Genomic DNA, 24445 nt, shown 5'->3' with positions numbered 1-24445 from the left:
CCCGCTAGATTATTGGCGCTATTTCCATTAATGTTCGCTGTTTCAACACAGCATAATTGATGGGATGCTTATGCGCGGGTTTCTATACGCCAGTTTAATTACTTTTATTACACATTACAGCTTTCACGCCAATGCCGAGGCTTTGGAGATAGAGAACCCCCGTGACCCTTGGGAAAGCCTTAACCGCAAAGTGTTTGTGTTTAACGATACTGCCGATCGCTATGTGTTGGCGCCGGTTGCCCGTGGTTACCGTGCCGTGACTCCCGACCCGGTGGAAACGGGTATTAGTAATGTGTTTTCAAATTTTCTAGAGATCACCACTATTGCCAATGACTTATTACAGTTCGAGTTTGCTCGGGCGGGAGCTGATACCGGCCGTTTTTTAATTAACAGTACGATAGGCATATTGGGTATTTTTGATGTCGCCAGCAAGGTGGGATTGGAAAAGCACGACCAGGACTTTGGCTTAACGCTGGCTGCCTGGGGGCTGGATTCTGGGCCCTACGTGGTGCTGCCCATGATAGGGCCCTCTACGTTGAGGGATGGCTTTGGCGTGGTGGTTGATGGTGCTACCAGCGATTACTCCAATGAATTAAACCATATACGCACTAGAAATCAGGTAAAAGCGGCGCAAATTGTCGACAAGCGTGCCAGCTTGTTAAAAGCCGAAGATCTACTATCCGGAGACCGGTATATTTTTATACGCGATGTGTACCTACAGCGTAGGGATGCAGCGGCAGGGGTAGAGGTAGAGGCCAGTGGTTTTGGTGAGGAGGATTTTGAGTCCTTCGATAATTGGGATTAGCCGGTCTTATCTGAATTCCCCCTGAGCCTTGTCTGAGAGCCCTGTTGAGGCTGGGCTTTAGGAGAGTATTTGCTCGATACTAAAGCCTAGAAGGTATTGGTCTTCTTGGTCACTCTCTACCCGGCTCACCGTGGCCAAGGCTTTAAAAGAGTGCTGCCCCTGCTCTTGTGGGGCTATAGACACTTCGCACTCAGCCCCTATGGGCAACGTATCACTACAGGCTATCTTGAGCCCTGTGCCGCTTAAATCCATGCACAGGCCATTGTATTGCTTACCCTGGTGATGGATGCTGATAGGGGAGTTGACCTGCATACGAATAAAGTCGCGCTTCTCATCGTAACTACGGTTGATTGCCGTCATAGCGATTACCTCACAGTTCTTATTGTTACCTTTTATAATACGCCTACCCACAGCCGTCAATGTTAGTCGCTATTATTTTGGCTTTCTGCTATTGAAGTCCCACTCTTATAAGAGTATGTTCTGGCCACTTTCAAAAGCTGCCTTAGTTAAACTACAGTAGACTCTATATAGTCGGCATTGCCATAGGCACTTGCGTAGACATAAGTGTAAGTGTAGATAATTGTGAAAAATCGGGTTTTTAAATGACATCGCTGCAATTCAGCCTCTTGGTAATTGATGATGATGAGCAGGCTCTGGCTACTATCGTCAATTATGTGCAAGTTCAGGGCTATACTTGTTACCAAGCGGTTACAGGTGACCAAGGTTTGGCGCTTTATCGCCAGTATAACCCCGATGTTATACTCTGCGACTTAAGCGTGCCTTACTGTGGTGACGGCAAACTGCTAGCCGAGATACAAAAGATCGTTGCAAGTACCCCTGTGGTAGTGCTGTCAGAAACCAGTGAAGTGCAGGATGTTGTGCAAGCCCTGCGCTTTGGGGCTAGCGATTATCTGTTTAAGCCTATCATCGATGTCAAAATGTTAGAGCATGCGGTTACTCGCAGTATTGAGTACGCACAATTACAGCGCGAAAATGCCCTCTATAAGCAGAAGCTAGAGCAGGCCAACCTAGAGCTAAAAAACAGCCTAGCACTGCTGGAGCAAGATCAAAAAGCCGGTCGCCAAGTACAGTTTAAAATGCTGCCAGCCTCACCTTATCAAATCGGTGCTTATCATTTTAGCCACCGTATATTTCCCTCGCTATACCTTAGCGGCGACTTCATCGAATATATCACTGTAGGTAAAGAGCATTGTGTGTTTTTTATTGCCGATGTGTCTGGCCACGGTGCCTCGTCGGCTTTTGTAACGGTATTGCTAAAAAACCTATTTGCCCGCAAGCGCTCAGATTATTTACACAAACAGGATCCCTCCATACTGTCGCCGTTGAGCATGTTGACGTTATCGAATAGTGTCATTTTTGATACCGGCGTGGGCAAGCATCTCACTATGTGTATAGGGGTTTTACATCTGGCCAGTGGTGAGCTTAAGTATGCTAATGCAGGGCACTTGCCGCAGCCTATTTTAAGCACTGAGGGCGATAGCCAGTTCTTGGTAGGCGAGGGCATGCCGGTGGGCTTGTTTGATGAGCCAGAGTTTAATGAGCAGCTTATTAACTTGCCCGATAAATTTGTGCTGACCTTGTTTTCAGATGGCATCTTAGAGATATTGCCTAGAGAGGGCTTGCGGGCGCAGGAAGCCTTTTTACTAGAGCGCTTACAGCAGGCGCAACTATCGGTAGAGGCCTTAGCCGAAAGCTTAGAGTTACAGCAAATTATTGATTTTCCCGATGATATTGCCGTGTTATTAATTTCCAAGGGTTATCATTAGCGTAGTGGTGGCGCAGCCACTGAGATTTATGTATGCAGTCAGGTAAAATGCTAGTTGCCGATCATCAAGGCACATATATGATAAAGCTGACAGGCGATGTACGCCTGACGCTTTGTAATACTATAGATGAATATATAGAGCAGATGTTTGCGGCCAGTGATTTCTCTGGGGTAACGGTAGACTTGGCCGAAACCCTAGGTATAGACAGTACTTCTTTAGGTCTATTGGCCAAGCTGGCAATACAGGCGAAAAAACACGGCCTAGATATACCCACCATATTATCACCCAATCCCGATATCACCCGTTTGCTGCAGAGTATGGGTTTCACCAAAGTTTTTAATATTTACAGTGATGAAATCACCGATGCTGATGACTTGCAAGAACTGCCTGTGAAACAAGGTAGCGAGAGGCAGGTGCGCAGTAAGGTGTTAGAGGCTCATAAGATATTAATGGGCTTAAACAAACAAAATCACGCGGATTTTTGTGATTTAGTCTGTGCCTTAGAAACGCCTAAAGCCTTTAAGTAAACTTAGCTGGCTATCTATCCATTTATCTATCTATCTACCTATTTATTACGGCTAACTTGCTTTTGATGAAGTCGCTGTGCGGTGCGTAAATCAACCCGGCAATTTTTCGAATTAAGTTATCTTCGTATTTACTAATATCACCATCGGCAACCGCTACCTGCCATAAAGCTTTTAATAATTCGAATTTCTGCGCTGAGCTATAGGCCTCATTTATGTGGCGGGTAAACTCGAATAAAGAGGTGGCCTGCTTGTTTTCTAATTCCGCTAATTCTATCAGTTGGTTGAGTTGTGTTTGCGCTAAGCCTAAGGTTTTAATGAGTGCCTGCTCTATGGCTTGTTGCTCTACCGTGCTAATTTCAAAATCGGCGCGGCTGAGTTCAATTAATAAAGCTGCCGCCGCCAAATCAACTTTCGGCTGTTGTGATTCGCCATCGCTATCTTGCAACGTCAGTTGTTCGTTAAAAAATTGCTGTATTTTTTTAAACATAATGCTACTGCTTTAATAGATGTTCTAGTTTACGTTGATCGGCTGTGAAGTTACGTATGCCTTCAGCTAATTTCTCTGTGGCCATGGCGTCTTCATTCATATGCCAGCGGAAGCTGCTTTCGTGTAAATCTATTTTGCTAATCGCTGCGCCAGTATTATCGCGGCTGAGTTTTGGCGTGAGTAAGCCACTGTCTTGGCTTAGCTCCTCTAATAGCTGCGGGCTAATGGTGAGGCGGTCACAGCCTGCCAGCTGCTCAATCTCACCGGTATTTCTAAAGCTGGCACCCATTACCACGGTGTTGTAGTTGTGCTGTTTATAAAAATTATAAATATGGCTGACTGACTGCACGCCGGGGTCGGTTTCGGCGCTGTAGCTGTGGCCGGTGCTGGCTTTATACCAATCTAAAATACGGCCCACAAACGGCGAGATAAGAAACACGCCGGCGTCGGCACAGGCCGCGGCCTGGGCAAAGCCAAACAACAACGTTAGGTTGCAGTTTATGCCTTCTTTTTCAAGAGTTTCAGCGGCGCGTATACCTTCCCAAGTAGAGGCGATTTTAATTAATACCCGTTCTTTGCTAATACCTGCAGCTTCATAAAGTGCAATAAGGCTGCGCGCTTTCGCTAGGGTGGCTTGAGTGTCAAAGGAGAGGCGAGCATCCACTTCGGTGGATATGCGGCCGGGAATAATGCTTAAAATTTCACAGCCTATGGCAACGGCTAGTTTATCGCTGCACAGCGCCAGTTGTTCGGCTTGGCTGCCTACTTGTTGCAGTGCCCAGTCTTTAGACTCGCTGACTAGCTGGCCGTATTGGGGCAGCTGGGCAGCTTTTAATAATAGCGAGGGGTTGGTGGTTGCATCTAAGGGCTTAAAGCGGGCGATGGCTTCTATGTCGCCGGTGTCGGCGACCACATCGGTCATGCTTTTAAGTTGCTCTAGTTTATTACTACTCATGCTCAATCCTTATTGGTGTTTTCAGCTTTGCTGGCTGAGTTCCTGTAGTCTGTCATTGTGATACTGCTCGGCGCGCTCGCGCTCGTCAACAATGAGTTGCAAGGCTTGCTGTAATACTTCTATACCAGCGCCTTTTAAATGTGCGTTCTGACTGATGTAGCGGCGAAATAATTTTGCCCCAGGCTGGCCTTGAAACAAGCCTAAGATGTGGCGGGTAATATAATTTAAGTGTGCGCCTGCGCTTAATTGTTGCTCAATATAGGGAAAGAAGTCTAGCAGCACTTGTTCGCGGCTTTTAACCGGCGCATCGCTATTATAAAAACGCTGATCCACCTCGGCTAATACATAGGGGTTTTGATAAGCTGCGCGGCCTAACATAACACCATCAACTTGTTGCAAAGGCGCATCACAGCTATCCAAATCAACTAAGCCGCCATTAAGAATAATTTCTAAATCAGGAAAGTCTTTTTTAAGCCGGTAAACCATATCGTATTGCAGTGGTGGTATCTCGCGGTTTTCTTTTGGGCTTAAGCCCTGTAGCCAGGCTTTGCGCGCGTGAACGATAAAGGTTTTACAGCCGGTGGCGGCGATGGGCTCTACAAAGGCAACCATGTCTCGATAGTCTTCCATATCGTCTATACCGATACGGTGCTTGACGGTAACGGGTATGGCGCAGCTATCCTGCATGCTTTTTATACAGTCTGCCACTAGCTGTGGCTGTGCCATCAGGCAGGCGCCAAACATACCATTTTGTACCCGGTCGGAAGGGCAGCCGCAATTAAGGTTAACTTCGTCGTAGCCCCAGTCCTCGGCAATTTTGGCGCAGCGCCCTAAGTCTTGCGGGTTGCTGCCACCCAGCTGTAGGGCTAGAGGGTTCTCGTGCTGATGAAAGGGTAAAAAGCGTTCTGGCCCCGCATGCAAAATAGCGCCTGTAGTAATCATCTCGGTGTAGAGCACGGCTTGTTGGCTGAGTTGGCGCCAAAAGTAACGGCAGTGGCGGTCTGACCAATCCATGAGAGGGGCGCAACAGAATTTTCTATCTAACATATTGATAACTGAGCTTATTGCTGTGTTGATGAGTGAGAGCAGTATGTTGCTCAAAAGTGTACTGTTTGTGTACCATTATAATTTTCAATACCTCTACAGCCCAGTGAATACAAGTTCTAATGAGTTTAGTCTGACCAGTTTATCAGCGGGGCATAACAGAGTTATCTATCTAACGCATTGATAATTAACAACTTTTTTATGGTTTTTGTGGGTGGAGGAAAACGATTGAAGCTTAAAGGCTACGGCCGTATATTTTACGGATTATATTGCTGCCTGACCACTGAATTAATGGTCTGATTAATTAGATTTGTGTAAAACATTAATCACTGTTAGCGGGACTTCATCCCTTTCGTTTATGTGCGGAATAAACTGAATAAAGATAGTGTAAGTTGAAACAAAGCAGGCCTTTACCGATTAAAAATCCGCCAGCCCATAGTGGACGTCTATATCAGCGGTAATGCGCAGCTGCTCAAGCCTGAAAGCTAGTGCAGCTCAGACATTTTTTCGTTTAATAGCTGCGGTGGCTGTGTTATTGATGCCATTTCCCAAAGCTTGTATTAACGCTTTAGTTTGAATTGCTAGGGAAAGGCTTCAAAATGCTGCCCCCATAGTATTAGTTTACTAGCGGTCAGCAGGACAAGGGCTACTTGTCAAAATGAATGACGGTACGAATGCTTTCACCTTTGTGCATTAATTCAAATGACTTATTAATGTCTTTTAGAGACATGGTGTGGGTAATAAAATCACTTAATTTGAACTCTCCTTTCAGGTAGCGCTCTACGTAATCAGGTAACTCAGTACGGCCTTTAACGCCACCAAAGGCAGAGCCTCTCCATACCCGCCCGGTTACTAACTGGAATGGACGGGTTGAAATTTCTTGCCCAGCGCCGGCAACACCAATAACAACTGACTCACCCCAGCCTTTGTGGCAGCACTCTAATGCAGAGCGCATTAAGTTCACGTTACCAATGCATTCGAATGAGTAATCTACACCACCATCGGTTAATTCAACAATGACATCCTGAATGGGTTTGTCATAATCTTTGGGGTTGATAAAATCTGTCGCGCCTAATTTTTTCGCCAGCTCAAATTTACTTTCGTTGATATCAATAGCAATAATCCGACTCGCTTTTGCCATTGTTGCACCGATAACCGCCGAAAGGCCAATCCCGCCAAGTCCAAAGATGGCAACTGTTGCCCCTTCTTCTACCTTAGCCGTATTCATTACCGCGCCCATACCTGTAGTTACGCCACAGCCTAATAAGCAAATTTCTTCTAAAGGGGCTTTTTTATTGACTTTTGCTAAAGAAATTTCGGGTAATACGGTGTATTCAGAGAAAGTTGAACAGCCCATGTAATGGAAGATTGGCTTGCCATCTTTGTAAAAACGGCTGGTGCCATCAGGCATTAGACCCTTGCCTTGAGTTTCACGAATTTTCTGGCAAAGATTAGTTTTACCCGATAAACAGAACTTACATTCGCCACATTCTGGCGTATACAAAGGAATAACATGGTCACCCACCTGTACGCTGGTGACGCCTTCTCCGATTTGTTCAACAATGCCACCACCTTCGTGGCCTAAAATGACGGGGAAAATACCTTCAGGGTCATCTCCTGATAAGGTAAATGCATCGGTATGGCATACGCCTGAAGCAACAACCTTAATGAGCACTTCGCCTTTACGAGGAAGCATTACATCTACTTCTTCGATAGATAATAGTTGTTTAGGCCCCCAGGCTACAGCGGCTTTCGATTTGATAAATTGATCAGACATATTGAGTTCTCACTGTTTAGCTAATGATATTTCATTGGGTGTATAACTTAGGTGTGCCTGTAGTATTGGTCATGTTAGCCTCCCGGTAAGGGCGACGGTGCCGAAGTCAAGAATGGGGCTGGGGTTCATTAAAGCCATTGACCATCCGCTACTTACCTGCGGAAAGAGTGTTTCCTGAACCCCTGTATAGTCGAGGATAAACCCGACAGCTTAGACGGGTTCAGGCCAAACGAATTCAGGACGCAGGCCTTCATAAACCGGGCGGCCGTCTGATGGCTTAGGGTAGCCTTTTGAGGTGTCGTAGAATGCGTGATAAGTGGGCTTGGGGAATGAGTCTTTGTAGCCCATGACGTTTGGCACTGCCACGCGGATGCGTTTTTGTTTGTCATCGAGCATTAGGGCGGCACCACAATCGGCACAGGTGCAAAGCTCGAGTGGGCCGCTTGGGTTGTCCTTATTGAACGGCTGGCGCTTCATTTTTTCGGGGTGATCGGCCGAAAGATCGGCGTGTTTGAAAAAGGCCACATGCGTGGTCTGCTGTCCAGTTACGCCTTTGCAAACATTACAATGACAGACGTGATTGTCGATAGGCTCTGCCTTCGCTTTCATATGAACGTGCTCGCACCCACCGGTATAGGAACGGGTCATGATTTTTCTCCTTTTGTGCGTATCCTGCTGGACTGCACTTTAGTGAAAATATACAACGACAGAAACCTTTACGAAGGCGTCCACCGACGATAGTTATAACGTAACATCATTCACGCTCGGCAGTGCCGGTGCAAGACGTTAAAAACCAGAAAGGCTCTCGGTGTGGGTAGATGTATTTCGCTCATTAATTGTAGTAGGTAATCCATGTAAAGCAACCATAATGGGGGGCATAATATTTTGCTGTGGTAAGTTGGCTACAATAGTATGCATATACTGCCTATGCTCTTTGAATAGCAGTGATTTACAGGGTGATCGTTTTCCTCAGCGGCTGCCAATCATGTTAGTGTTGCAACTCCAAGCCACTACTACTATTTCACCGCAAACGGCCATTGACCCGAATGAGGCGTTTGTGCTTACCAACATATACTCACTTCTTACTAAGCGGAGGTTGTAGTGATAGTCCGAAATAAACCCAATGCGTTGCAGCTACTTTTTATAATGCGCGGCTCTATTGTGCCAGCGATTCTGCCCCAAATTATTTTTGTCGCGTTACTAGGTGGTGGTGTGGCTATAGCCCACGTTTACTACCCTAGTATATTTCCTCAGCAGACACTTGCGCCGTTCGGTTTGCTGGGTGTGGCGCTGTCATTATTTCTTGGCTTTAGAAATAACGCTGCATACGATCGTTGGTGGGAGGCTAGAAAACAATGGGGGCAGCTTATTGTGGACGCTCGAAGCCTCGCCCGTCAGGCAACATCGTATATAGACTCAAGCCTTGATGGCGCGCCAGAAGTTCAACGGCGTCTGGTAAACCTGACTATTGCTTTCAGCCATGCCTTGCGTCACCAGCTTCGAAAAAGTGACCCCTGGGATGACATAGGCCGATACGTTGAAGTAGAGGATATTGAACAACTAGAGCAAGCGAAAAATTTACCCGATAGCTTATTGCGGATGATAGGCAAAAAGTTGGGTAGCTGTAGGCACAAATTGCTGCTTTCTGACTTTCTTATCCAGGGTGTTGATGAGCGCATCACTTCCATGGCAGGCGTGCAAGCGGCCTGCGAGCGAATCCAAAATACACCACTGCCTTTCGCCTATATGCTGCTTGTGCAACGGACAGCTTATCTGTATTGCCTAATGCTACCCTTTGGGCTTGTCGCCTCTCAAGGGTTGGCAACCCCATTGTTTTGCATTGTCGTTGCTTACACCTTTTTTGGACTAGACGCGCTAAGTGAAGAACTGGAAGAACCGTTTGGGTTGTCGACCAACGATCTACCACTGCATGCCATGACACGTACCATTGAGATAAGTTTATTGGAAGCTCTTGGCGATAAAAACATCCCAGAACCCATTGCGCCTATTTCACACTGTTTGAACTAAGCGCTTGCACGTTTTTCAAAAACGAATAAAATATTTTATATGTTTTCGTATATTAACGGGATCGAAATATGCCGTATTTTTTTCTAAAATACGGCTGTTGTTAATCCGGCTAAACAAGAAAATACGACATAAATAATCAGCCTATACAGGGTTCATGAACATCTTTAGGGCCCCCGAGAGCTCTATCTTACATTGAGATTTGAACAGCCATGTAGGCCAAAACCGCAACTAAAAAAGCCGGGAACGAGGAAGGGTGTTCGCGGGAAAATTCTTCTTCAAGAACAACCAGCACGATGCCGCCCGCCACGAATGCCAGTAATAAGGTCACTACAACGGGCGCGATAACGGTTGTGATACCGATAGCCCAACCTAAGATAATCGCGAGGGTCAAAAGCCAGCGTCCAACTCGCTGATAGGCACCTTTATGGATTTCCATCATTCGGTAGTCAACTACTAGAAAATGCACGGCCATAGATAGAACAAAAATGGCGATAAGTAAGGGATCGTTCATCTTTGCAATTAGATATCCGATAATTGCTTTATAGAGTGCATATGAAGCCAGGTGGCTCCAGACCCGAATCTCGGAGCTGTTCGATAGCTGTGGGTTATTCTCAGTCGCCGGTTTTTCTATTAGGCGCTCAAGTCCATAGAATGAGACAAGGCCGATCAGTAATGGCAAAAAGGGATTGTGTTTTAAAATGGCAACCATGGGGCCCATTGAATCAGGAATATCAGCGGTACCCTCGATTATTTTTGGTAACAACCCAAGAAATACATAGCTAATTGAAATACCATCAGCGAATGACAGCCAATATTTTTGTGGCAGTTGTTGCTTCCATCGCAACATGTCAGCCAGTACATGTACAAGGCTGAGAAAGATAACAGCAACCAGTGATAAACTGACAAGACTAATACTGTACATTATTTTAATTCCATAGAAGGGTTATACAGGCGTAGTCCTGCTACTTGAGTGAGTTAATCACTGCCTAGCTTTGTGTCGGATCAGTAAATCGCTGATGCACGAACTCGCGAAAGTATTATTTTGTCTTAAAGTGCCCAAAGCTAAGGAAGGGTATCATGGCAGGCTGATTTACTAAAGATGAGCGGCTCAAGATCAAACGTTGGTGTAGTAGTGTTTCATAGGTATCTTTTGGCACTCAGCAGTCCTAGGGGCTCGTTTTTTTCGTATTTTTTGTCTTATTTACCGTTCGCTTTACGCATATAAGGGGGCTTTAGGCTTTTCCATCTGAGATATCCCTTCGCACTGTATAATCCACTACAGATGCATTAGTTTATATCAGCGCTTTTCAAACGATGGCGTTCTAATTCTCTAGATACATATAAATTTATAGGAAAGAGAAGGAGGCCTTTACGCTTTTAGTTGGTTATAGCAAGGTAGTTTGAGGGGTTAGTAAAAGTAGGTTGCTCAAAAGTGTACCATTTGTGTGCCTCATCGCAGCGTACCTTTGAAGGCAAGCGGCGCTACGAAGCGGCTATCAGTAACAATATGGATATGGGGACTTTTAGCTATTGCGGTATTGACAAAGTCACTCGTCATATGTTTTACGAAGTGGATACCAATCCAGATGTCGACTTCAGTACCTTGCCAAAGCGCAACGTGCGGGCTTGGAAATCGGCGTGCCAGCTGATGATGTGTCATCGGCTGCGGCAGAGCCGTGTGCTCCCTAGTCCTTTGCATATGCGCTGTCGTGGGTGTTACTCTTTTTTAGTCTTTCTGCACTTGTGTATCTCAATACCACAAGCCCTGCGGCTATGATGAGTATTGCACCCGTGACTGAAATAATATCCCACACTTCTCCCCAGAAGAGCCACCCTGTAACAGCGGCTAAAAACACCGAGGAGTAAGTGAAAATACCAACCTGTGACGCCGGGGCCGAAGCAAACCCTCGGGTAACTAAGAGTTGTGTTATCGCGGCTGAACCCCCCAGCGCTACTAATAAGCCCCACTGCCATAGTGTTGGGCTCTGCCATGACCAAGTCAGCGGTATGGCCGTGACTATAGATGCGAAAAAAGCAAAATAAAAAACGATTTTTTGGGCGGGCTCAGTTTTCGATAACTTGCGAATAATGACTTGCCCTAAAGCAATAGAAAAACTACCAGCGACTCCTATAAGCGTATAGGTACTGGTACTACCGTCAGGTTGTAAAATGGCTATGATGCCTAAGAAACCAATTAAAATAGCTAGCGATATCCAGCGGTTAATAGTTTCACCTAAAATAAGAAAGGCGGCAATAGGAATAAAAATAGGTGACATAGTTAACAGCAGCATGGCATTAACGAGCTTTAGCTCTGAAAGAACGTAGATGTAGCTATAGATACCACCCAATCCAAAAATAGCTCTAGCTATATGCCATTGGATAACGGCTATTTTTAAGTGATTTATTTTAAAGCGCACTATCAGTGGCGCGACTGCTAATAAGATGAAGAGGTTTCTAAAAAAGACTATAGCCTCCATAGGGAGGCTGTCGTGAGCCATTTTTATTAGTGCGCCGGTGATAACAGCCATAAATTCAGCGCAAATAATAAATAGCGCTCCAGAAATTAAACTCTGGGAGTAATACATAAGCAGGCTGTTATCAACGTTTGCATTAATGTTTGATCTGCTCTATCGCCCATAAGACATAGCTTGCGTTTGTGTCAGTATAGGCCAAGCTGATAGTTTCCGGTTAGATTTAATATAGTCAATTATTGTACACCTTATTCGGTAAGATAACGCCATTTTCTATAGCATACTGCTCCCAATAGTTGATTAACTCTTGCAGTTTTTTCGGGTGCTGTAATGATAGGTCTTCTAATTCACCAGGATCCTTGTTGAGATCATAAAGTTGCCAGCTGTCGTTACCATAAGGTTCTGGCATATGAATAATTTTCCATGGGCCTTTACGTGCTGCACGATAGCCGAATAACTCCCAACCATAAACCGCATTGTCATCATGAATATAGTCTATGTCTCCTCTTATTACCTGCAGTAATGACTTTCCTAAGTAGCCAGCTTCAGCAAAGGACTTAGCTTTTACTGCATGGGGATTGGCAATATCTAAGATGGTTGTAAAAATATCATTTATGGACACAAAACTATGGTTGATAGTCCTGTGCGTGTCAGCTATGGGGCTCCAGATAAAGGCTGGGGTTCTTATCCCGCCCTCGGATATATAACGCTTAAACATTCTAAGCGGAGCGCTTACTGCATTAGCCCAGCCAGGGCCAAGAAATGAATTGCTTGTTGCACTACCGATATTATCAAGATCATTGTTAAAGTTGTTTTCTGCCCATAGACGAAAATCAATTTTCGTGAGCGGGTCAACGCCGCTAGCGCCATTGTCAGACAAGAAAATAATGACGGTTTTTTTCAATATATTTTTATTTTCCAGATAGCTGATAAGTTCACCTACGCTATGATCAATGGTTTCAATCATTGCGGCATAAACTTCCATTTTTCGTGCTTCTATTTGCTGTTCACTTGTCGATAGGGCATTCCAAGGAGTTAGATCTGGAACTTGGCTAAAAGCTTTGGTGTTGTTATCAATCAGCCCCATTTTTTTCATGCGAGTCATGCGTGTGTTGCGTAAAGACGCATAGCCTTGATCATATTTTCCACGATACTTTTGAATTACGGCTTTAGGAGCCTGCAGTGGTGCGTGTGGTGCGGTAAATGCTAAATAAGAAAAAAACGGGCGCTGCTGCGCTAAAGATTCGTCTATATAGATTTTAGCCTTATCGGAAAAAAAATAAGAGGAGTAGCTGCCTGCAGGCAATTTGGCAGGTTGCCCATCTTCTAGATAATGGACCTCACGAGGTTTAGGGAGAAAGTTCAGGTTGTTAAAATGGTTACCGCCTGGGCCCATAAGAGCAAAGGAGCGATCAAAGCCTTTAGCAGCCGGCCCGTGCTCAACGGCTTCCCCTAAATGCCATTTTCCCACCATAGATGTATGGTAACCCTGTTTAGATAATAGTGTGGCGATGGTTCTTTTATCGGAGGGTAAATAACCTTCATAACCAGGCTTTCCTTTTTGATTGTCTGCTATTTCATCAAGAAAATTGCCGAATCCTGCAAGATGGTGATCAATACCTGTCATCAATGTTGCTCGGGTAGTAGAGCACATAGGGGTGGCGTGAAAATTGGTAAACCTTATTCCTTTATAGGCAAGCTTGTCTAAGTTAGGTGTGTCGATTTCACTGCCAAAACTGCCTATATCTGAATAACCCATATCATCGACGACTATCAATACTATATTCGGTTGTGATCCATGCACTGGTACAGTTGCGGGAGCAGTGGTAGCCCTCGCAGCATGATTACAGGAAGAGACTGCCACCAAAGTTATAACTATTGATAGTCGAAAGAGGTTTTTTTTTGCGAACTGGGCCACCAAAGAATATCTCCTAGATTGATGTCTGATCGTTTTAAAAAAGGCCCGCAAAGGGCCAGAAGAGGGAGTAGTGATATTCAAGGGCGGTGGGTTATCCTTTCGCCTTTGAGGGCTTTTAAGGCCAGTTTAAAAAGAGGCGCTTAGGGTTACGCCATAGCTGGCAGGGTTATTGATATAAGCTTGGATGTCACCGGAAACGCCTTCGGCCATATTTTGGAAGTACAATTCATTAGTAATATTTTTACCCCATACTGAAGCAGTATATTGTTGCTCCTGACCAAATTGATAGGATGCTGATGCATTAAAAATAGTGTAGCTGTCGGCAGTTAGTAGCGGGTTATTACCGATATCAAATTCTCTTTCGGCGGTGTAATTACCATCTAGCTGTATTGAGAAGATTCCGCCCTCTGTCCAATTCACATCCCACTCTTTCCTGATAACGACTGTTGCGGTCAGCTCTGGTGAGTTGACCAGGTTATTGCCTTCAAGATCATTACCTGTGGTGTCATCTTTTTTGATTTCGGTGGTTAGCCAGCCCATATTTACATCTACACTAAGACCTTCTACGGATTGTGGTAACCAGTTCAATTCAAGCTCTACGCCGGCAGTACTAGAAGAGTCAATATTGACTAGGTTGCCGGTTTGCTCGCCCGCAATGATTACGAAAGTTTGCAGTTGTTGATTTTGGTAGTCGTTGTAAAAAACAGCAAGATTAGTTCTCAAGCTGCGCTCTAACCAATCTGTTTTAACCCCAACCTCATAAGCCCATACGGTTTCTGGATCAACGGGTTTATCAAGACCTCCGCCGGCAATAATCGCAGGTCCGGTAGCAAAACTACCTGCTTTGATGCCGCGTGAAGCACTGGCGTAGATTAGTGTGTCATCTTGCATTTTATATTCGAGTCCGAATTTTGCACCCCAGTCGCGCCAGGTTTTACTAAAGTCTGACTTGGGAAATAATATTTCTGCGCCATTGTTCAGCAGATCTTGGTAGCGCAGGCCATCAGAGCCATCAGTGACAGCGGCGAGACCTGCAGTTTGAGTGCGTATCACCTCACCGCTACCGTCTTTTTTCTCTTCTGAATAACGTCCACCTACAATCAGGGTTAGTTTATCGTTAATATCCCATTCGAATTCTGAAAAACCAGAATAAACAGTATCCGACTGTATTAATCGCGAAGATCGGCCGCCTCCCATTCCGGCTCTAGCCTGCGGTAAAGAAATTATAACTTCGGCGTCTAGGTCTTCTTTAAAATAATAAAGTCCAGCTATCCAGCGTGTGTCTTGATCTTCCGGTGAAGAAAAGCGTAACTCTTGTGAAATTTGTTCCTGATCGGCATTTTGATAAAAATTATAAACTGTAAACTGTAAAGGGTGAGGCATCATCATCATGAGCAAATCTAAATTCGTTTTCTTTGTAACCTGTAATGGATGTCAGCGTAAAGGATGAGAAATCATGGGTAATATTTAAGAAGCTTCCCCAATCGGTTATTTTGTCTATGGGTGAGGTTAGGTCGGCGCTAATATCAAAGTCATCAGTATCGGCATATCCCTGGTCACCGGCCCAATTTGCACTGACGCAGCCGCTACCTAGGTCACCCTTGCCGGGTAGTGGACAGTTGCCAGTTAAGCCGTTCTTAAAGTCCACGGTAGAGGCGTCAATATTATTAGGGTCTAGCAATCCAATAGTTTTAATGCGGCGGGAGTCGGCATCAACCTGCCCCCAGTGGTAGTTGAAAAGTATTTCTGTTTCATCGGATGGCTCCCATACAAGCTGGGCTCGAATGGCCTTTTTGTCCTGTTCAGAGTCATCATCGCCGGTAAACTTATTATCGAATATGCCATCTCTATCACGTGAGTTAACGGCAATACGTGCGGCAGCAGTATCGCCCAGATCAAAACCCACGGCGGCGTCGAAATCAAGTTGATTAAAGCGACCATAAGTGACTGCGATGTCACCAGTAGTGCCAGACCCTACCTTGGGGCGTTTACTGATAAAGTTAACTGCGCCACCGGTGGTATTGCGGCCATACAGTGTGTTTTGAGGGCCGCGCACAACTTCAATTCGTTCTAAATCGAATAGAAACAAGCCGCTAGCTTGAGGTGAGTTCAAATTAATTTCATCTTGAAATAAGCCCACAGGCTGAACTGCATTCAGATTAAAGGTTGAAAAGCTTAGGCCACGCATAGATACCTGTGCCTGTGATTCTGAGGCATTGGTTTGCAGTGATATATTCGGTAGGCGATCAAAGAGATCCCGACCGCTTTTAATATTGAGCCGGTTGAGATCGTCACTAGTCATGGCGGACACGGCTGCGCCTACATCTTGTAATGACTCAGATCGCTTTTGGGCGGTAACCACAACTTCTTCCAGTGTAGCTGCAGTGGCTGTGGTTGATAGCGAAGCTAACCCTATAGCTGCTATGAGTTTGTACATACGATTGTTATGAGCTAAATAGCTGTTGATAGTCATGTGCTTTATCCCCTAACCAGTTTATGGTGTTTGATTATTTTATTTGTGGTTATTTAACCATTCCCTATCAGTAGAGACGAGCCGCTGTTATTAAGCTTTTAAATACTGTAGTAAGAACCTTGGTATAAATATATTTTAATATACTTAATTGAGTGGTAAGTTATGCAAAACACTTTGTTTCTATAAAATCTCATCGAGGCACCATGGAATTAAGACAATTACGACATTTTATCGCCATTGCTGAAGCGGAAAACATGCGGGTGGCCAGTGAGAAGGTGCATCTTAGTCACCCCGCGTTGAGTCTTAGTCTTAAAAGCCTTGAAGATGGCCTTGATGTGAAATTGTTTGATAGAAATAGTAGGGGGGTTAAGCTCACTGATCCAGGTAAGCATTTTTTAAAATATGCCTATTCTATTTTGAAACAGGTCGATACTGCCCAATCTTCTGTTAAGAGTTTTCATAGCAACCCTTCCGGCTTGGTGAGGATAGGCTGTACACAGGGGGTCTCTAATGTGCTGGGCGTGCCTATTTATAAAGCCCTTATCAAGGAATATCCAGAAATAGAAGTGGAACTAGACGACTCGCAAACGCCTTTTTTACAAAAGTTGTTTGATGTTGATTTAATCGATTTAATGATTACTTTCGATATTAAAGATCAGCAGCGCTACCAATGTGATGCGTTGATAGAAGAGGAGTTTTTTTTAGTTGGGAAAGGTTCTTCTCAGCAAGAATCAGTTGAGTTTAGCGAGCTGGCTAAGTATTCAATTATCTCGAACCGAGATCAGTCGTCCGCCTACCTGACTTATGAAAAATTTCAAAAAGAAACCGGAGTGTCCTTAAATATTGTACCAGGGCTTGGCTCTGCGATGGGTGATTTAGCGTTAGCTGAATCAGGATTTGGGAGTGTCATCATACCCTCATCGCTTTTTTTTAATCGCCTTAAAGGTGGCGAATTTACAGCACAGCGTATTATAAACCCGACCATTTATAGGAAAGCTTATTTAATTTCTCCGCTGCATAGGACTTTATCCAGAGCAGGTATGGCTGTCGTTGATATTATCAAACAATCGGTTAAAGAGGTTCATCAAAAAGGAGAGTGGCAGGGGAATTTACTGCTAAGTTAATTGTGTTATTTTGAATTGGTTTTCTAAAGTGAAAAAACGCCTAGTGGTTAGCTAGGCGTTTTGTTTTGTGCAGTATCTAAGTGCATGAATTATGCATTAAGATTTTGTTCTATAAAATCCCAGTTGATTAAGTGAGCGAAAAAGTTCGTTACATAATCGGGGCGTTTATTTTGATAGTCTAGGTAATAGGCATGTTCCCATACATCTAGCGTTATCAGGGGTTGTTGACCATTGCTGAGCGGGTTAACGGCGTCGCTGGTGGAGGTGATTGCTAATGAGCCATCTTTATTTTTTACTAACCATGCCCAGCCCGAACCAAATTGCTGAGTGGCGGCAGCGGTGAATTGTTCTATAAAACTATCCACTGAGCCAAAGCTTTCTGTCAATATTTTTGCCAAGGCCTCGCTAGGTTTGCCGTTGTTGCTTGGGCACATTGATTGCCAATAAAAAGTATGATTCCACACCTGTGCGGCCAAGTTATAGATTGAACCATCGCTATGGCTAATTAACTGCTCTAGTGTCATAGCTTGCATAGGCGCATCAGCCTTCGTCAAGGCTTGGTTAAGTTTATCGACATAGCCCTGGTGGTGCTTATGGTAGTGGAAGCTGATGGTTTGTTGGCTTATATGGGGGCTAAGTGCGTCTTCCGAATAGGGTAGTTCTGCTAGTGTAAACATTATTTCTCCATAGTCAGGTTAAATAGATTATCAACCGTCCTAAAAACTATAACAGCGATGACGGGTAGTTTGAAAGAACAGTCTTTGACGGCTGTCGCAATGTTAACTATCGCTAGATGCTGACGGTAGTAGAAAGCTACAGCCGGTAATAGTCGCTTGTAGGCCGCTTAAATTTGAACTATTGTGGCGTTTAATGGCCCAAGCATAGCTTCTTGCTCACTAGCTAGCAGCGCTTAAAAGACCTGATGAACTACCCATGCATATAGCAAAACTCAAACAACTTATAGCAGTGCTGCTGATGCTGGCTTTAGCCGGCCAAGCGGTAGCGTCTGCCAGTATGGCTTGTTTGGGGGCGTCATCGGCTGCCAGCCATCAACAAACAATGGTGGCCGATACTATAGTTATGAACATGGCTATGAGCATGACTATGACTGCGGGCGCTATGGATCATAGCCAACATCAAGCTAATGCTAGCGATAGTAGCCAGCTGGGCTGCTGCCCTAGTTGCGACTGTAGCTTAGGTGGCTGTAGTACGGTAATCACCTTTGTTACATCGCCTTTATTAGCTAGCAAGCTGCACGCAAGCGTGCCTCCCCATCGTAATACTATGGCCTTTAATACCTTGGCCAACTCCCTATATCGTCCTCCTATTCGTCACTAACATAGGATAAGTGCGCCTAAAATTTGGCCTACTTACGTCTTACTTTTCTGTAGTTAATTGTCATATTGCAACATAAATACATTAATAGCCGTATAAGCATGTTCGCTAAGGCATGGCTTTAAAGAGGTATGTAATGAACAAAAAAATACACGGATCGGGCTTGATAAGCTCGTCTACCGTTTCTCGTCGCCGCTTTGTTACCGGCATGGCTGCAGGTTCAGCCTTGTTGAGCTTGGGCATGGGGATAATGAGCACAGGCACCGCTAATGCATCAGTATTGCCGCGCACGGGGCCTAGCACCCTGCGGGGCAAACAGTTTGATCTCACCATAGGCTATCAAGATGTAAACTTTACCGGTGCACCTAGCGTGGCTACCACGGTGAATGGTTCGCTGCCGGCACCGGTACTGCGCTGGCGTGAAGGGGATAGGGTGACGCTGCGGGTCAAAAATAATTTGTCCGTCGACACATCAATACATTGGCACGGCATGATTTTACCTACGGGTATGGACGGGGTGCCGGGTTTAAGCTTCGCCGGTATTAAACCCGGTAGCAGTTTTGAATATCAGTTTGATGTTAAGCAAAGCGGCACTTATTGGTATCACAGCCATTCGGGCTTTCAAGAGCCTACTGGCGTGTATGGTGCAATAGTCATAGATCCCAAGCTGCCAGACCCAGTGAGCTACGATAGAGACCATGTGGTAGTGCTATCGGATTGGTCAGACGATTCCCCTCACGATATTTATGCCAGGCTAAAAAAACTCAGCCATTACTATAACTTTCGCGAACGCACCGCCGCTGATCTGTGGCGTGATATCAAAGAAAAAGGCATAGCCCAAACGTGGGATGAGCGCGCTATGTGGAATCAAATGCGCATGAGCGAAACCGACATCTCAGACGTAACCGGTTATACCTACACCTATCTTATGAATGGCGTCACCCCGGACGATGGCTGGGTAGGTTTGTTTAAGCGCGGTGAAAAAATTCGGCTGCGCTTTATAAACGCCTCATCCATGAGCATTTTTGATGTGCGCATACCCGGCTTGAAAATGACCGTGGTAGCCGCCGATGGCCAAAATGTGCAGCCGGTTAGTGTGGATGAATTTCGTATAGGCGTTGCCGAAACCTACGATGTTATCGTCGAGCCCAGTGCCGATAGCGCCTACACCTTATTTGCCCAAACGATAGATAGAACAGGTTATGCCTGCGGTAGCCTTACCCCGGACGCTTCCGTGCGCGCAGCCATACCGGCTATGGATAAAGCCCCCGTGTTATCGCACCGTGATATGGGTATGGCTATGGACATGGATCACAGCCAGCATGCCATGGGCGCAGTGGCGGCTAGCAAAAAAATGGATCATAGCCAGCACGAGATGCCAGCCAGCAAAAAGATGGACCACAGCCAGCACGATATGAGTAGCATGCAAGGCAGCGATAAGATGGATCACAGCCAGCACGACATGGGGGCAATGCAAGGTATGGATCACAGCCAGCAACCCATGTCAGGTATGAAAACCATGGCTGAGCACAGCAGCGATAGCGGCGGCCAAGCATTAGGCAAGGCTGGTTTTGGTAGCAGCGCAGAGATTAGTCATCACGCCAGTGAAGCTGGCCCGCAGGTTGATATGCAGGCCGGTAGCCCGCAAAGCGGCTTGTATGATCCCGGCATAGGCTTGCGCAACCACCAGCAGTTGTACGGTAGGCGGGTATTAAATTATGGCGACTTGAAAAACTTATATCGCAGCCACGATTCGCGCGAACCTACTAGGGAAATAGAGCTGCATCTTACCGGCAATATGAGCCGTTATATGTGGTCGGTGAATGGTATTAAGTTTGCCGATGCAGAGCCTTTGCAATTGAAGTACGGCGAGCGTGTACGCTTTACTTTAGTCAACGACACCATGATGACTCACCCCATGCACTTACACGGCATGTGGAGCGAACTAGAAACCGGCGATGCCGATTACATTCCTCGTAAACATACCGTTATCGTGCAGCCGGGCTCAAAAATTAGTTACTTAGTCAGCGCCGACGCCTTAGGCCGCTGGGCCTACCATTGCCACTTGGTTTACCACATGCCAGGTATGTTTCGTGAAGTGCGAGTGAGCTAAGGAGAATTGAATAATGAGAAAATGTAGTCAGCAACAATGCCATAAAGGTATTACGGCAGCGGCAATGTCGTTGTTAGTCGCACTAAGCCCCGCGGCGTATGCCGGTGGCAAAGATGACCCCTTGTTAAGCAAAGTCATGATCGATCAGTTAGAAGTACGCGATAGCGATGAGGATAACCCCTGGGTGTTAGAGGGGCAGGCTTGGTTGGGTAAAGACCTGCAAAAACTCTGGTTAAAAGTCGACGCGGAGCGGGTAGATGGCGCCACCGAAGAGTTGGAGTTACAGGCGTTATATAGCCAAGCTATTGCTCCTTATTGGGATTTACAAGTTGGGCTGCGACGAGATAGCAAACCCACACCCAGCCGTAACTGGGCAGTTATTGGTGTGCAAGGTTTATCGCCGTATTTTTTTGAAATTGATACCGCTTTATTTATCGGTGAGAGTGGCCGCAGCGCGCTGCGAGTGCAAGCCGAGTACGAAATACTGTTCACCCAACAACTGATTTTAAGCCCAGAAATTGAAGCCAATTTTTATGGCCAAAACGATAGCGAGTTAGGTATAGGCTCTGGATTATCTGATGTGCAAGCGGGTTTACGATTGCGCTATGAAATTCGCCGCGAGTTTGCGCCTTATATAGGTATTAATTGGCAAAAGAGCTTTGGCAATAGCGCCGACTATGCGCGTAGCGCCGGTCATGATGTTCAAGACAGCCAATGGGTAGTCGGTATACGTGCGTGGTTTTAATAGCTGTACGTAGGCATTGAGCATTAATCAATATTTTAAAATATCTAGGAATATTAAATGAAAAATACAAATTATAGTGTAGCCATTTTACTCGCCAGCCTTTTTTGTGCATCGGCTGTTAATGCACATGATCCTTCACAGCACGCCGTTAAAGCTGAAAAGCCTAACTGTGAAGCTATGGCTAACAGCGAGCATGGCAAAATGGATGCCAAGGATACGGTCATGGTAGCAATGATGAAACGCTGTCAGCAGCAAACTTCTACTGAGGGCCATGGTGATAGCCATCAACAGCAAACCACCGGTGATATTCATGATCATAGCGAAAGCAAAATGGGTCAGCCGCAAGGTAGCGATAGCCATAACCATTAGTCTAACTAGTAAGTAATACCGCAATAGTGTAACAGCCACATTGCAGGCTGTTACAGCGGTGCTTATCCATAATTAATGTGATATCAACAGGACATAAACCATGAGAGTAGTGAAATACTTTATTGTTATAGCGGTCGCTTTACTGGCGGCGGCTATAATTTATATCTATGCAGGTATTTATCCTATGGGAGCTGATGTGCCCCATAACAAATTAAGCTATTGGTTATTAGAAACGGTAAGAGAGCAATCGGTAGCGTCAGCGTCAAAAGATATCAGGGTGCCAGCTTTAGATGACCCAGAATTATTATTGGCAGGCGGCGCGGACTATAACGATATGTGTACAGCTTGCCATTTAAAGCCTGGCCAAGAGCAAAGTGATATGAGTATAGGGCTATACCCTAAGCCACCCAATTTGAGCCTAAAAACTAAAGGCCATGGCGATGCAGTGCAAAATAGTCGGCGCCAGTTTTGGATAATCAAACACGGCATTAAAGCATCGGGCATGCCTGCATGGGGGCCTACCCATGACGATGAGCGTATATGGGCCATGGTGGCTTTTTTACAAAAACTGCCTGAACTTACACCACTGCAATATCAAATTGTTACTGCACGGAATAGCAGCAGTACGCAGCCTCACCATTAAAGAGCGGAGCCATAATGCACACTATTATTGGGTTAGTCCTAGCCTCTTTATTAGCCACTACAGCACTTGCGCATAGCGGGGCAGATCCCGCACGCGAGCTAGCCAAAAAACGTAGCTACCTTTTGCAATATCAAGCCGATTATCTGGCGTTAACAAGCACGTCCGAAAAACTAAGCAGCCTTAACAATCAGCTGACAACATTACATAGTACCCTCCTACTATTAAGAAATACTTTAGCTAAAGATGGCTTAGCCATACCCTCGAATAGCAGCCGTTATGATGTTGACTATATGGAGGTCATGACAGACAGTCTCGAGGATATGGGCACAACATTACAGCAGCTAGAGGCAGCCATAGACGCTGCTGAGTAATACTAAGTCTGCTGGTATCGGGCAATGAAAAACAGCCTGATAGATATGCAGACGTTACGCAAGCAGCTAAATGAGGCTATAGACGATTGAGCCACTATATTGTTGTGGTAGCGCTAAGCGTTAGAATTTTAGACTCAGTTTGGCAGGAGTGAACCTTAGAAAAGAACCTATGTCCATCTCACTTGATGCAGGTCAATACGTGGAAGCGCTGCTGGCTGTACCCTATTGATTCTTCGTATAAGGGTAAATTCATGATTCGTTTTGTCAGTATAGTCATAGTCATATGGGGGTTGATTGTTCAGCCGCTAATGGCTGCCGCTATGCCTGCAAAAATGATGATGGATAGTTCCCATTCCTCCGTACCTGTCGATAGACTTATGGATATGGTTGCCGACGCAGATGTATCAGCTCATGCCAGACATCATGATGGCACCGCTCAATTACCGGGAGCTTCCCCCCAAGTTCCTTGCCACGAGAAAAGTGCTGACGACTCTTCGTCAGAGCATTGTGACATGTGTAGTGATAATTGTATCTGTGCTACCTCTTGTGTAGTGGGCAGTGGTGTGGCGGCATTTCAAACATTGCCGGTTAATCTTCTCCTAAACAGCCACGCACAGATCATTAGCGCCATCGAACCTCGTAGCTACGCGCTACCTTCTCGTATTTTCCATCCCCCAAAACACGCCTAAGCTCTCCGGAATGGCGTTGCTACGCCTGATTTTTCGGACTCCGTAGATATTTGACTGTTGACCTTGCTGTTACACCCAGGTTGTACGATCAAACTTTTCTTTTCGCATATTTTTTGCCATGTCCAAATAGAGCGTTTGGAACGCCGAGCATAAGACTAGTATCGCCAAACGATTTAACGACAGTGCAGGCACAATGTTGCCTATGTCATGATTATGTTTGGTTTTTTATTGCAATGGCCAACCATTTCAACGCTCGTCATGTTTTCTATTTTATTAATGGTTTATTTGCGCCTGTCGAAAGCAGAAGAACAACAGACTATTGAACAGTTCGACGATTAATATCTTCACAATAGGAAGTAGACGCCATCGTTTATTCCTAAATCAGGATCAGTGTAGGAGGGTAGTATTTATGAATAATAAGCGGAAATATGAAGTGGCTGCTAATGAAAATTATTTGATGACAAGGCATCTACGATTAGAAGGTGCAGTAGATAAAAATCACCAGATTATAGCAGCGGAAATTGGCCAGCTGGTGGGCGTAGATGCAGTTTCGATTAACGTTTCAGAAAGCTTGTTGAATATAAGTTATGACGCATCGAAACGACAACTGGACGAAATTGAAGAAATAATCAGGAAATATGAATGTGATATTTCTCATGACTGGTGGACGAATTTTAAAGAGGGCTATTACAAATTTGTTGACCAGAACGTTAAAGACAATGCCAGTCATGAGCCATGGAGTTGCCATAAACGTCCGCCCGGACGATAGGCCTATCCAAAAAAG

The 24445-nt window shown here is 45.3% G+C and carries 25 protein-coding genes; 13 read left to right on the top strand and 12 right to left on the bottom strand.

Features of this window, described 5'->3' with window-relative positions:
• Positions 1-70: 70 nt before the first annotated feature.
• Positions 71-805 carry an MlaA family lipoprotein gene (locus tag B067_RS0117920; RefSeq protein WP_205620000.1) on the top strand — a complete coding sequence of 245 codons (735 nt, stop codon included), beginning with the start codon at positions 71-73 and terminating at the stop codon, positions 803-805.
• Between the two features lie 57 nt (positions 806-862).
• On the opposite strand, the gene B067_RS21505 is transcribed toward B067_RS0117920, so the two are convergent.
• Positions 863-1165, bottom strand: a complete 303-nt coding sequence (locus B067_RS21505) for a PilZ domain-containing protein (RefSeq protein ID WP_156820899.1) — start codon at positions 1163-1165, stop codon at positions 863-865.
• Positions 1166-1407: 242 nt separating this feature from the next.
• Between B067_RS21505 and B067_RS0117910 the strand changes: the two genes are divergently transcribed.
• Positions 1408-2592 carry a fused response regulator/phosphatase gene (locus tag B067_RS0117910; protein WP_019531474.1) on the top strand — a complete coding sequence of 395 codons (1185 nt, stop codon included), beginning with the start codon at positions 1408-1410 and terminating at the stop codon, positions 2590-2592.
• Between the two features lie 32 nt (positions 2593-2624).
• Positions 2625-3119, top strand: a complete 495-nt coding sequence (locus B067_RS0117905; protein WP_019531473.1) for an STAS domain-containing protein — start codon at positions 2625-2627, stop codon at positions 3117-3119.
• Positions 3120-3153: 34 nt separating this feature from the next.
• Here the strand turns inward: B067_RS0117905 and B067_RS0117900 are convergent, their stop codons facing one another.
• From B067_RS0117900 to B067_RS0117880, 5 genes are all read right to left on the bottom strand, one after another.
• Complete coding sequence (locus tag B067_RS0117900) at positions 3154-3606, bottom strand: tellurite resistance TerB family protein (protein WP_019531472.1); 453 nt, start codon at positions 3604-3606, stop codon at positions 3154-3156.
• A gap of 4 nt (positions 3607-3610) precedes the next feature.
• A complete protein-coding gene (gene tal / locus B067_RS0117895) occupies positions 3611-4561 on the bottom strand; it encodes a transaldolase (protein ID WP_019531471.1) in 951 nt (316 codons plus the stop codon).
• A gap of 21 nt (positions 4562-4582) precedes the next feature.
• Positions 4583-5608, bottom strand: a complete 1026-nt coding sequence (gene dusA, locus B067_RS20895; RefSeq protein WP_051083879.1) for a tRNA dihydrouridine(20/20a) synthase DusA — start codon at positions 5606-5608, stop codon at positions 4583-4585.
• A 643-nt stretch (positions 5609-6251) separates the two neighbouring features.
• Positions 6252-7382, bottom strand: coding sequence for an S-(hydroxymethyl)glutathione dehydrogenase/class III alcohol dehydrogenase (locus tag B067_RS0117885; RefSeq protein ID WP_019531469.1), 1131 nt, complete (start codon positions 7380-7382; stop codon positions 6252-6254).
• 210 nt (positions 7383-7592) lie between these two features.
• On the bottom strand, positions 7593-8030 hold the full coding sequence (locus B067_RS0117880; protein WP_026244764.1) for a GFA family protein: 438 nt from the start codon (positions 8028-8030) through the stop codon (positions 7593-7595).
• 453 nt (positions 8031-8483) lie between these two features.
• Between B067_RS0117880 and B067_RS0117875 the strand changes: the two genes are divergently transcribed.
• Entirely contained in the window at positions 8484-9410 is a 927-nt protein-coding gene (locus B067_RS0117875; protein ID WP_019531467.1) for a bestrophin family protein, read from the top strand.
• Between the two features lie 187 nt (positions 9411-9597).
• Here the strand turns inward: B067_RS0117875 and B067_RS0117870 are convergent, their stop codons facing one another.
• From B067_RS0117870 to B067_RS0117845, 5 genes are all read right to left on the bottom strand, one after another.
• Entirely contained in the window at positions 9598-10332 is a 735-nt protein-coding gene (locus B067_RS0117870) for a hypothetical protein (protein ID WP_019531466.1), read from the bottom strand.
• 763 nt (positions 10333-11095) lie between these two features.
• Positions 11096-11995, bottom strand: coding sequence for a DMT family transporter (locus tag B067_RS20890; protein WP_019531464.1), 900 nt, complete (start codon positions 11993-11995; stop codon positions 11096-11098).
• A gap of 118 nt (positions 11996-12113) precedes the next feature.
• The gene (locus B067_RS0117855) at positions 12114-13685 is read right to left on the bottom strand and encodes an arylsulfatase (RefSeq protein WP_026244763.1); all 1572 of its coding nucleotides are present in this window, start codon (positions 13683-13685) and stop codon (positions 12114-12116) included.
• Between the two features lie 240 nt (positions 13686-13925).
• Positions 13926-15191 carry a TonB-dependent receptor gene (locus tag B067_RS0117850; protein ID WP_083921461.1) on the bottom strand — a complete coding sequence of 422 codons (1266 nt, stop codon included), beginning with the start codon at positions 15189-15191 and terminating at the stop codon, positions 13926-13928.
• Positions 15151-16272 (bottom strand): TonB-dependent receptor, encoded by a 1122-nt coding sequence (locus tag B067_RS0117845; RefSeq protein ID WP_019531461.1) that lies wholly within the window; start codon positions 16270-16272, stop codon positions 15151-15153. The genes B067_RS0117850 and B067_RS0117845 overlap by 41 nt, the downstream gene beginning before the upstream one ends.
• Positions 16273-16475: 203 nt before the next feature.
• Here B067_RS0117845 and B067_RS21500 point away from each other — a divergent pair, with 203 nt between their 5' ends.
• Entirely contained in the window at positions 16476-17396 is a 921-nt protein-coding gene (locus tag B067_RS21500; protein WP_019531460.1) for a LysR family transcriptional regulator, read from the top strand.
• Between the two features lie 89 nt (positions 17397-17485).
• On the opposite strand, the gene B067_RS0117835 is transcribed toward B067_RS21500, so the two are convergent.
• On the bottom strand, positions 17486-18073 hold the full coding sequence (locus tag B067_RS0117835; protein ID WP_019531459.1) for a Fe-Mn family superoxide dismutase: 588 nt from the start codon (positions 18071-18073) through the stop codon (positions 17486-17488).
• A 256-nt stretch (positions 18074-18329) separates the two neighbouring features.
• Between B067_RS0117835 and B067_RS0117830 the strand changes: the two genes are divergently transcribed.
• From B067_RS0117830 to B067_RS0117790, 8 genes are all read left to right on the top strand, one after another.
• Positions 18330-18734 (top strand): hypothetical protein, encoded by a 405-nt coding sequence (locus B067_RS0117830; RefSeq protein WP_019531458.1) that lies wholly within the window; start codon positions 18330-18332, stop codon positions 18732-18734.
• Positions 18735-18867: 133 nt separating this feature from the next.
• Positions 18868-20844 carry a copper resistance system multicopper oxidase gene (locus B067_RS0117825; protein WP_019531457.1) on the top strand — a complete coding sequence of 659 codons (1977 nt, stop codon included), beginning with the start codon at positions 18868-18870 and terminating at the stop codon, positions 20842-20844.
• Positions 20845-20857: 13 nt separating this feature from the next.
• Entirely contained in the window at positions 20858-21589 is a 732-nt protein-coding gene (locus B067_RS0117820) for a copper resistance protein B (RefSeq protein ID WP_026244759.1), read from the top strand.
• A gap of 57 nt (positions 21590-21646) precedes the next feature.
• Entirely contained in the window at positions 21647-21958 is a 312-nt protein-coding gene (locus tag B067_RS21495) for a hypothetical protein (protein ID WP_019531455.1), read from the top strand.
• A gap of 100 nt (positions 21959-22058) precedes the next feature.
• Positions 22059-22601, top strand: a complete 543-nt coding sequence (locus B067_RS0117810) for a c-type cytochrome (RefSeq protein ID WP_019531454.1) — start codon at positions 22059-22061, stop codon at positions 22599-22601.
• 14 nt (positions 22602-22615) lie between these two features.
• The gene (locus B067_RS0117805) at positions 22616-22972 is read left to right on the top strand and encodes a hypothetical protein (protein WP_019531453.1); all 357 of its coding nucleotides are present in this window, start codon (positions 22616-22618) and stop codon (positions 22970-22972) included.
• A gap of 251 nt (positions 22973-23223) precedes the next feature.
• Positions 23224-23661: a hypothetical protein gene (locus tag B067_RS0117800; RefSeq protein ID WP_019531452.1), complete on the top strand. Its 438-nt coding sequence runs from the start codon at positions 23224-23226 to the stop codon at positions 23659-23661.
• Between the two features lie 409 nt (positions 23662-24070).
• Positions 24071-24430, top strand: coding sequence for a cation transporter (locus B067_RS0117790; RefSeq protein ID WP_019531450.1), 360 nt, complete (start codon positions 24071-24073; stop codon positions 24428-24430).
• Positions 24431-24445: the final 15 nt, after the last annotated feature.

It is taken from the genome of Dasania marina DSM 21967 (assembly GCF_000373485.1).
GTDB classification, from domain to species: Bacteria; Pseudomonadota; Gammaproteobacteria; order Pseudomonadales; family Dasaniaceae; genus Dasania; species Dasania marina.
The sequence above is the reverse complement of the archived record's forward strand: the minus strand, read 5'-3'. Positions and strand labels throughout refer to the sequence as shown.